Below are 8,802 nucleotides of genomic sequence, written 5' to 3'. Positions count from 1 at the left end.
AGGGATTAAGTAGCGTGGGGCGCACGCAAACTTTAAACGCTTCGGGAGAGATTCCCTCTTGGTTGGTTGGAGAAATCCTGCTTGCTAACGGAGACTCAATGAACGAAGAATCCCCGTCTCTTTAGAGCGGGGAGCGTCAATCGACAACCTCACGACCAATTTGCCAAACAATACCTAGAAGAATTGCTGTCTCCTCTGGGAAAGGTGGAAGTTAGCAAGGAAGTGGCGGATGAAACCCGTCAGGTGGATATTTTCTTCTCTCCTCACCCTAATATGCGGGGAAATGCTCAATCTTTGGGTCTTTTAGGGCAAATGGTGACAACAAGCACTTTGCTTGAGCCTTTTCGCAATGCTCCCAATCGAACGGAAATTCGCAACTGTATCTTAAAATTGTTTTCGATTTTCGCTGAACTTCAACGGAAAGGGAAACGGGAAAAAACTGAGTTAAACGAGGATGACTTACCTAAATTATGGATTTTGGCTACTTCTATTAGTTTCCAGATACTAGAGAGTTTTGATGCTAAATTAGAACTAGAAAACTGGACAGAAGGGATTTACTTTTTATCTCCCTCTCACCGAACGGCAATTATAGCGATTAATCAGTTACCTATTACCCCAGACACTTTACTGTTAAGATTGTTGGGACGGGGGAAAACCCAAAGCCAAGCGGTGAGAGAGTTGCTTGAGTTGCCATCTGGCGATTCCTTCCGTCAAAATGTCATGGAATTATTGATTAGTTGGCGTGTGAGTGTTGAAGTTAACAATCTTTTAAAATCAGAAGATAGGGAGGTATTTATGGCTTTATCTCAATCTTATTTAGAGTGGAAAGAGGCGACTAAACGGGAAGGACTTCAACAAGGACTTCAACAGGGACTTCAACAAGGACAACGACAAATTATTGAAAATTTAATGCAAGTGAGGTTTGGAGAATTGGATGAGTCTTTAATAAAAGTTATTGATGAGTTGCTCAAGTTATCACCGATGGAGTCTAGTCGTTTATTATTGGAGTCTTCACGGGAAGATTTAATCAGACGATTCCTCTCTGAAAACTAAAAATAATTCGACAATCGTAAGCAAGAGTACAAGACCATAACTCTCCTAAATTACACCTTAATTTATGGGTTTTTAAAGACGGTGTAAATGGCTCTTCGTCCAGTTTTCTAAGTAGGGTTTGCGGCAAAAAGTAGGGGCGAAGCATTCGGATAGGAAATCTACGGTTTCAGCGATAGGTTATGCCCGAATGCTTCGCCCCTACAGGACGTAAGGTTTTGAACCACAATTCTCTCAAAATCTTGCACCTGTTATAGTCATTTCAGATAAGTCTGATACACTCTATACCGACAAAACCCTTATGAACTCTGGGATTAATATTCTCAATTTTAATTGAAATGACTATACCTTACTGACCGCAGATTCCGCAAAGCTTCCACGACCGAGCGTTGACCCGCATCTTCATCAAGGTAGAGACGGATTTGACTCATTACAATTCACCGGCTCGATATCGTGATTCCCAGTCTTCACAATCGGCTCGGTAAGCATCGATATCGGCCTCTATCTGTTCTTTATTCGCGTGATAATACGCTAGAGCGCTATAAATTTGAGCCAGATTTAACTGAGGATATTCCTTAGCGATCGCTTCGGCACTCATTCCCGTTTTATGATCCATGACTAAACTTTGAATCGTGATTCTAGTTCCCGCGATCCGGGGACGAGCATTACAAATATCCGGACTAGCCACAATAAATTCGCTAATATCGATGCCTGTAGCCATATTTTCGCCTAGAGAAGTCCCTTTTATTGTAGCTCGATCGATACATCCGAACAACAAAAAAGCACCCCCTTTCGAGGATGCCCTTTTATCTAATGATTTAGATACTAACTGATTGAAATGCCCAAAAATAGGGAGTTTATGGACTTTCCCATCAAAGTCAGGTTGATGATTGAAGCTGGAAATCGCCATCATGTTATATAAGCAACAGGATTAACGATAATTGCTATTATGAGTCTTTTTTGGCTTGCTTCTTATTTAATTTTCCCGTCAAGAAAGCACCGAATCCGAGTAATCCTAAACCCAATAAATTGGACGGTTCAGGAACACTAACGCCACCAGTATTTTGAATAATGGGGTTTTGGGTGACTGTTACTGTTCCAGGAGCAGTAAATGTTAACCCCGTCACAAAAGCAGTAGGATTAGTTGGATCGAGCATTTCCGCAGGATCGATATCACTGATGCGAAAATCACTAAAGCCAAGGGGATTAACACCCAACAAGTTGAAAGTCGTTCCCGCAACTAGGGGATAATTGCCAAATCCGGCTAATTCTAGGATAAAGTTACTGTCGCCTTGGGGGAGAGCATTGGGGATTAAAACAGAGGCGAATAGGGGGCCGCCTGTCACTGAATAATCATATCCTACCGACACAATCGGATCAAAAAAGATGGGGTCAATTATACCCAATCCATTATCACCGACGGGAACACCAGGAAAGGTAAAACCGTCGGGGTTGCTTGGATTTGGGGTAGGAAGAAGCGGATTGGTAGGCGTTGTTCCGGGTTCGGGATCTGGTTGTGTATCTAAACGAGCAATCCAAGCTTCAGAATTATTATTAGGGTTAATTCCAGAACCCACAACCGTTAACCCATCGGCAGAAATTGCCCAGACACTCACCAAATTCCAACCGGTTAAATCCAACCCATAATCATTAGTTAAAACCAGTTGTAAGCTCCGCATCCCTTGGCTACTATTCCAGATAAATGCCCCAGCAGGCAGCCATTCTGCGACGGTCTGACCAACCACAACAGACCCATCTGCTGATACTCCATAAGCATAGCTAGAAAACTCGCCACGCAGTAAGTCCTCTAGTCTGACCATCCCCGTTGCTTGTGTCCAACGGAATGCCTCTTCCGCACTATATACAGGGTCAAAGCTGTCACCAACAACAACAGACCCATCTGCTGATACTCGATTAGCTCTGCTACTAATATTTCCAGATAAGTACCCTAGTCCCACCATCCCCGTTGCCTGTGTCCAACGGAATGCCTCTCGATTATTAGCACTCTGGCTGAAACCAACAACAACAGACCCATCTCCTGATACCCCATAGGCATCGCTTTGGAAACCACCCCCTGGCAAATCTCCTAGTCCGACCATCCCCGTCTGTTGTGTCCAACGGAATGCCTCCCCACCACTAGCACTACGGCTAGAACCAACCACAACAGACCCATCGGCTGATACTCCTGAAGCACCGCTAGAGAAATACCCCCCCGGTAAGTCCCCTAGTCCGACCATCCCCGTCTGTTGTGTCCAACGGAATGCCTCCCCACCACTAGCACTACGGCCAGAACCAACCACAACAGACCCATCCCCTGATACTCCATAGGCTCGGCTCTCGAAAACACCCCCTGGTAAGTCCCCTAGTCCAACCATACCCGTTGCTTGTGTCCAACGGAATGCCTCTTGACCATTAGCACTCCAGCTCAAACCAACCACAACAGACCCATCTGCTGATACTTCATAGGCTGCGCTCCCGAAAACACCCCCCGGTAAATCCCCTAACCCCTGAAAAGAGGCGGCTTGTGCGGGGAAAGCTACCCCGATCGCACCCAATCCGATCCCTAAGCTGATACAATTAGCTAGTATCTTGTTCATAACCTGATAAGACTCCAAAAAACTAAGTGATTCTTACAATCTAGATGTTCACTTTGGTTTTGTCTGTGGGAATTTGTGGCCATTTTGGATTTTCTGATACAATAATTTTTGTGGGATCAAGTGGGATTTAGTGGCAAAAAGGAGGGCAAGGCTCATAAAACAAGGCTAAATTTTCCTTAATAAGGCAAGAGAACAGGCAAAAGTTTTCGCTTGTTTTTCCAACTTTAACAATATCTAATGTAAAGGACAAATTACTAAATTAAGAGGTTAATCAGTAAAAAAAGGCAAAAAATGGAAGAATTATTAGAGTTAAAAAATCTATTAATAGCTGGCAATGTTCCCGATGCCTTAATCTTGGTAGAGGAAATGACAGAAATGAGCAAAGATGATAAGCTCAATAAGATTTTTAGCTTTAGTATTATTGTCTTATTACATCTGATTAAGCAGCAAGCAGAAAACCGCAGTACCCGCTCATGGGAAACCTCTATTTCTAATTCTGTTCGACAGATTCAACGCATTAATCAACGACGTAAAACTGGAGGAAATTATCTAACATCAGAAGAATTAAAAGAAACCTTAGATGATGCTTATTCTTCGGCTTTAAGACAAGCGGCATTAGAAGCTTTTGAAGGTATATATCAACCAGAAGAAATTGAAGCTATGATCGATAAAAATCAAATTATTAATCAAGCATTGGAATTAATATTAATCGATTAAGTAACAGGTGACAGTCGGAAACAAATCAGGAGGTTTAAATGTCAGGAAAAGCGAAACCCAACACCCAACACCTAAATCCGTCTGAATCGGCGCTCTCCTCCTCTCATTGCTTTTTGTTGGGTTTCCTTGGGTCTATAGTTGGGTTTCCTTGCGTCAACCCAACCTACTTTAGTTTCCTTGGGTCAATCCAACCGACGGTAGCAGAAGTCAAAATTATTCGTTATCTTGCTTAAAGATTAGCAGCCTGTTTAAAAACCTTAACGGAGGACAATTAATGATTAACTTAGAACAAATTCAACAAGATATTAACCAATTACCTGAAGAAGCACAAAACTTACTGATTGATTTTATTGAGTTATTAAAAAAACGCTATTCTTTAGCAAAAAAGCCAGAGATTGCAGCAAAAATAAACCCTGAAGCTCAAAGTACCCTAGACATTTTAAAAGAATCTGGATTAATCGGTTGTATTAGTGCAGAATCAGACCTTTCTACTAATTATAAATCCGTTCTCAAAGAAGGATTAAAAGCTAAATATGATCATCGTTGATACTGGGTTCTGGGTGGCTTTATTTAACAATAAAGATCAATATCATCTAATAGCACAGCAAACCTTAGCACAGTATTCTTCTCAACCCCTAATTACAACTTGGTGTGTTTTAACAGAAAGTTGTCATCAGTCCGTAGTAGTCCGTAGCGAATATGTCAGATTTTTAAATATAGCGCAGAGTTCAATTCATAAATTAGAAACTTATCTTCTCCTATCTGGACGGATAGGATGAGGTGAGCAAAAAGAGATAAAATAATAGTTGATATTTTGCAAGAGTAAAGTAAAATGATTATTAGTCTGATAAAAAAACGAGAAAACTAAAATATGTTCCCTTATCCCAACCAGCAATACAAATGTTCTATCGCTTACTTATATGGATATTCAAAACCTTTTAGAATGGACAGATAAACAGGTATTAGAGAAAACCGGTAAACATCTTGATTCATTGCAAGAATCCATCTTACAGGGTATTTGGGAACATCAAGATTATGAAGAAATTGCCAAAGATAATCAGCGCAGTTATGACCATATAAAAAAAGAAGCATGGAAATTATGGCAACTGTTATCTGATGTTTTTGAAGAAGATATAAAAAAGTCTAATGTTCGTTCCATTTTAGAAAATAAAGCTTCATCTACTATTTATAACTTTGCTAACCATCATGGTAATAACATTAGTAACAGTCGCGTTAATATCTGTAGAGAAAATAACTCCTATTCAGAAAACAACTTAAAAAAGTCTTCAAATTTTCCAGATAATGATCATCTATACCCAATAATTAACCTAACAAAAGCTCCTGAATTAAGGTATAACTATGGACGTAAGTTAGAAATATCAACCTTAAAAGAATGGCTAGATAATAAAACTCGATTAATTACCATTTATGGGTTAAGTGGAATTGGAAAAACAGCTTTAACCCTTAAATTAGTTTCAGAAATTGCCCCACAATTTGATTATATTATTTATCGCAGTCTGGAAAATATTCCTCAATTAATCGCTCTCAAAGATGATCTAAAACAGTTTTTCAGCCAATCTCTATCAACCCCCTTACCTGATATAATAGATTATCTAAGCTCCTATCGTTGTTTAATTATTCTTGATGATGTGCAGAATATTTTTAAACCGGGGGAATTAGCAGGTAAATATTTAAACGACTGTCAGGATTATCATAAATTTTTTCAGCAAATTGCTACCACATCTCATCAAAGTTGCTTGATTTTAATTAGTTGGGAACTTCCCAGAGATTTTGTCACCTTAAAATCCGATAAAATTAAAACTTTATACCTGCAAGGTTTAACGACAGAATTTGAAGAAATCTTCAAAGAATACGGTTTAAAAAGTGAGGAGAAATGGACGAAACTGAGGGAACTTTATCAAGGTCATCCTAACTGGTTAAATATCATCTCCTCAACTATTATTGAGCTATTTGATGGGGAAGTATCCTTATTTTTAGAACAAATGAACAATGAAATTTATTTAGGAGATATAGAAGACTCGATCGAATGTCATTTACAGCGTTTATCCGCAACAGAAAAAAAGGTGATACACTGGTTAGCTAATCAAACTGAAGCGGTAGAAAAGTTTCCCAAAACTGCTAATCTTGACTTATCTACTTCTGAATTTTGGGCAACTATTCAGTCATTAATGAGACGCTGTTTACTGGATAAATTACCATCAGAAACCTCGTCCTATTTTCCTATTAATCCTGTCTTTAAATCTTATCTTAAAAGAAATCCTAACGATTAGGATTATCTCTTTACAAATAAATGCGATCGCCTTTTTACCTTTAACTATTTTGTAAGACTTGTAAGAATAAATTTGGGGATAAAATTTGTGTATGATGATAATGCTTTAGCGGTAAAATGTGTTTTTTATCTAAAGAAACTAGATAATCAGCACCTATTTCGTAAGCGGCTGCCAAAAACATATTATCATTTGGATCAACCTGATCGAGTAGCGTTGCTTGATAAATGCCTTGAATTTTGATAGCAGTATAAAAAATAGCCCTTAAAATATCCTTAATATCATTTCTGTCAATATTTTTCACTAATAGTTTTTCGACCAATTCCTCCAATAATTGAGGAGAAATAACTAACTTAAATCTATCCTCCCGCCAATAACGAATAATTTGACAAGGCGCACTGTTAGGATTTTTACTTAACAAAGCTGAAAGAAAAACCGAAGTATCAAGAATAACAAGAGGTGAATCTTGAGCAAACATCATAGTAAATCAGATTCTTCTAAGTTTCCTGAAATTCTCACACAAGCGTCATCAAATTTTTGCCAAACTTCATGATAACAATTATCGGGCATATTTTGAACCTCATTTAATGTTTCCATAATCAAATCTTTGGCCTGTTTTCTATTTACATTTTCTTTTAAACCTTCTAAATGCTTGTGTAACTGTTCTAATAACCATTGTTTATCTTCAAACGAAAAATTTCGTAACTTTTGTTCCAGTTCAATAATTTGAGGGGATATCATAAAATTAACTCCTGACCAAGATTAGTCTAGTTTAATGATAACAAAAGCTTCAAATTTAAAGCCTTAACTAAAGATTACCTTGTTATAAATATCTGCTATCTCCACCTCAACCCGCAAAGAGTTTAAATGAATTATCCTATCAGATTCATAAGCTGTAAACACCCAGCAATCGCCTTCCTTTTGAAAATGTTCAATATAAAGTCTTTCCTGCGAAATCAATAAATATTCCTGAAAGGTTGCAATGGTTCGATAAGCGGCAAACTTTTCTTCTCTGTCGTAACTTGCCGTTGCAGCAGACAAAACCTCAGCGATTAAAACAGGATTAATTAAAGTATCTTTGCGTCCTTCTTGATAAGTGAGAGGTTCAGACACTACCATAATATCAGGATAGGTAGCTATTTGACGCTCAGGTATCCATAAACGCTGATCGGTGACAAAAACGGCATAGGGTTGATTCTTTAGTCCAGTATATAAAGCCACCAATAAATTACTAATAATGCGATTATGAGTCGGTGTCCCTCCTGTCATAGCAATAATTTTTCCATCCAGATATTCATGACGAGTTTGGGATTGTATTTCCCGCTCAAAATATTGACTAAGAGTATATTTTCCAGTGAGAGCGGTCATAATGATGATTGTTTGAGAATAAGCATTTTGCAGCGTTTTTCATTGTTCCCCAATTCTAACAACAAAAAAGCACCCCCTTGCGGGAGTGCCTTTTCGTTCAGACTAGAACTTAACCATTGATAGCGGGAGCGGTCAGAGCTACAGGAGCCTGTTCACCACTAGCTAAGTCTAAGGGGAAGTTGTGTGCATTGCGCTCGTGCATTACTTCCATACCGATACCAGCGCGGTTCAGCACATCGGCCCAAGTACCGATTACACGACCTTGAGAATCGAGAATCGACTGGTTGAAGTTGAAACCGTTGAGGTTGAACGCCATGGTGCTAACACCCATCGCCGTAAACCAGATACCGATTACCGGCCATGCACCTAAGAAGAAGTGCAGAGAGCGGCTGTTGTTGAAAGAAGCGTATTGGAAGATTAAACGTCCGAAGTAACCGTGAGCGGCGACGATATTGTAGGTTTCTTCTTCTTGACCGAATTTGTAACCGTAGTTCTGAGATTCGATTTCCGTGGTTTCACGCACTAAGGAAGAAGTTACTAGGGAACCGTGCATCGCGGAGAACAAGGAACCGCCGAACACACCAGCAACACCTAACATATGGAAGGGGTGCATCAGAATGTTATGTTCTGCTTGGAACACGAACATAAAGTTGAAGGTTCCAGAGATTCCTAAAGGCATACCATCAGAGAAGGAACCTTGTCCGATGGGATAGATTAAGAATACAGCAGTAGCGGCGGATACAGGTGCAGAGTAAGCTACACAAATCCAAGGACGCATTCCT

At 39.4% G+C, this 8,802-nt stretch carries 10 protein-coding genes and 2 pseudogenes; 5 read left to right on the top strand and 7 right to left on the bottom strand.

Going from position 1 to position 8,802, the window contains the following annotated elements:
• Positions 1-195: 195 nt before the first annotated feature.
• Entirely contained in the window at positions 196-1,053 is an 858-nt protein-coding gene (locus IM456_RS17940) for a hypothetical protein (RefSeq protein ID WP_287707196.1), read from the top strand.
• On the opposite strand, the pseudogene IM456_RS17935 reads toward IM456_RS17940, so the two are convergent.
• The 3 genes and pseudogenes from IM456_RS17935 to IM456_RS17925 all read right to left on the bottom strand — a co-directional run.
• A pseudogene (locus tag IM456_RS17935) lies at positions 1,046-1,168 on the bottom strand (type II toxin-antitoxin system RelE/ParE family toxin); the annotation flags it as partial. The gene IM456_RS17940 and the pseudogene IM456_RS17935 sit on opposite strands and share 8 nt — an antisense overlap.
• 312 nt (positions 1,169-1,480) lie before the next feature.
• On the bottom strand, positions 1,481-1,771 hold the full coding sequence (locus tag IM456_RS17930; protein WP_149978467.1) for a DUF433 domain-containing protein: 291 nt from the start codon (positions 1,769-1,771) through the stop codon (positions 1,481-1,483).
• Positions 1,772-1,997: 226 nt separating this feature from the next.
• On the bottom strand, positions 1,998-3,647 hold the full coding sequence (locus IM456_RS17925; protein ID WP_149988391.1) for an HAF repeat-containing PEP-CTERM protein: 1,650 nt from the start codon (positions 3,645-3,647) through the stop codon (positions 1,998-2,000).
• A gap of 291 nt (positions 3,648-3,938) precedes the next feature.
• Here IM456_RS17925 and IM456_RS17920 point away from each other — a divergent pair, with 291 nt between their 5' ends.
• The 4 genes and pseudogenes from IM456_RS17920 to IM456_RS17905 all read left to right on the top strand — a co-directional run bounded on the left by IM456_RS17920 (position 3,939) and on the right by IM456_RS17905 (position 6,655).
• Complete coding sequence (locus IM456_RS17920) at positions 3,939-4,364, top strand: DUF29 family protein (RefSeq protein ID WP_287693443.1); 426 nt, start codon at positions 3,939-3,941, stop codon at positions 4,362-4,364.
• A gap of 274 nt (positions 4,365-4,638) precedes the next feature.
• Positions 4,639-4,911: a hypothetical protein gene (locus IM456_RS17915; RefSeq protein WP_002761103.1), complete on the top strand. Its 273-nt coding sequence runs from the start codon at positions 4,639-4,641 to the stop codon at positions 4,909-4,911.
• Positions 4,898-5,038, top strand: a pseudogene (locus IM456_RS17910) (type II toxin-antitoxin system VapC family toxin); the annotation flags it as partial. The gene IM456_RS17915 and the pseudogene IM456_RS17910, both read left to right, overlap by 14 nt.
• A gap of 246 nt (positions 5,039-5,284) precedes the next feature.
• On the top strand, positions 5,285-6,655 hold the full coding sequence (locus IM456_RS17905; RefSeq protein WP_287693444.1) for a helix-turn-helix domain-containing protein: 1,371 nt from the start codon (positions 5,285-5,287) through the stop codon (positions 6,653-6,655).
• Positions 6,656-6,695: 40 nt separating this feature from the next.
• On the opposite strand, the gene IM456_RS17900 is transcribed toward IM456_RS17905, so the two are convergent.
• The 4 genes from IM456_RS17900 to IM456_RS17885 all read right to left on the bottom strand — a co-directional run.
• Positions 6,696-7,133 (bottom strand): putative toxin-antitoxin system toxin component, PIN family, encoded by a 438-nt coding sequence (locus IM456_RS17900; protein WP_104395858.1) that lies wholly within the window; start codon positions 7,131-7,133, stop codon positions 6,696-6,698.
• The gene (locus tag IM456_RS17895; protein WP_104395859.1) at positions 7,130-7,393 is read right to left on the bottom strand and encodes a hypothetical protein; all 264 of its coding nucleotides are present in this window, start codon (positions 7,391-7,393) and stop codon (positions 7,130-7,132) included. The genes IM456_RS17900 and IM456_RS17895 overlap by 4 nt, the downstream gene beginning before the upstream one ends.
• A 63-nt stretch (positions 7,394-7,456) precedes the next feature.
• Positions 7,457-8,020, bottom strand: a complete 564-nt coding sequence (locus IM456_RS17890) for a Uma2 family endonuclease (protein WP_149988397.1) — start codon at positions 8,018-8,020, stop codon at positions 7,457-7,459.
• A 109-nt stretch (positions 8,021-8,129) separates the two neighbouring features.
• The coding region (locus IM456_RS17885) for a photosynthetic reaction center family protein (RefSeq protein ID WP_502866873.1) at positions 8,130-8,802 on the bottom strand (673 nt) is incomplete at its 5' end.

The sequence above is a fragment of the Microcystis sp. M079S1 genome (assembly GCF_020246425.1).
GTDB classification, from domain to species: Bacteria; Cyanobacteriota; Cyanobacteriia; order Cyanobacteriales; family Microcystaceae; genus Microcystis; species Microcystis aeruginosa.
This window is presented reverse-complemented; position numbering and strand designations above follow the sequence as displayed.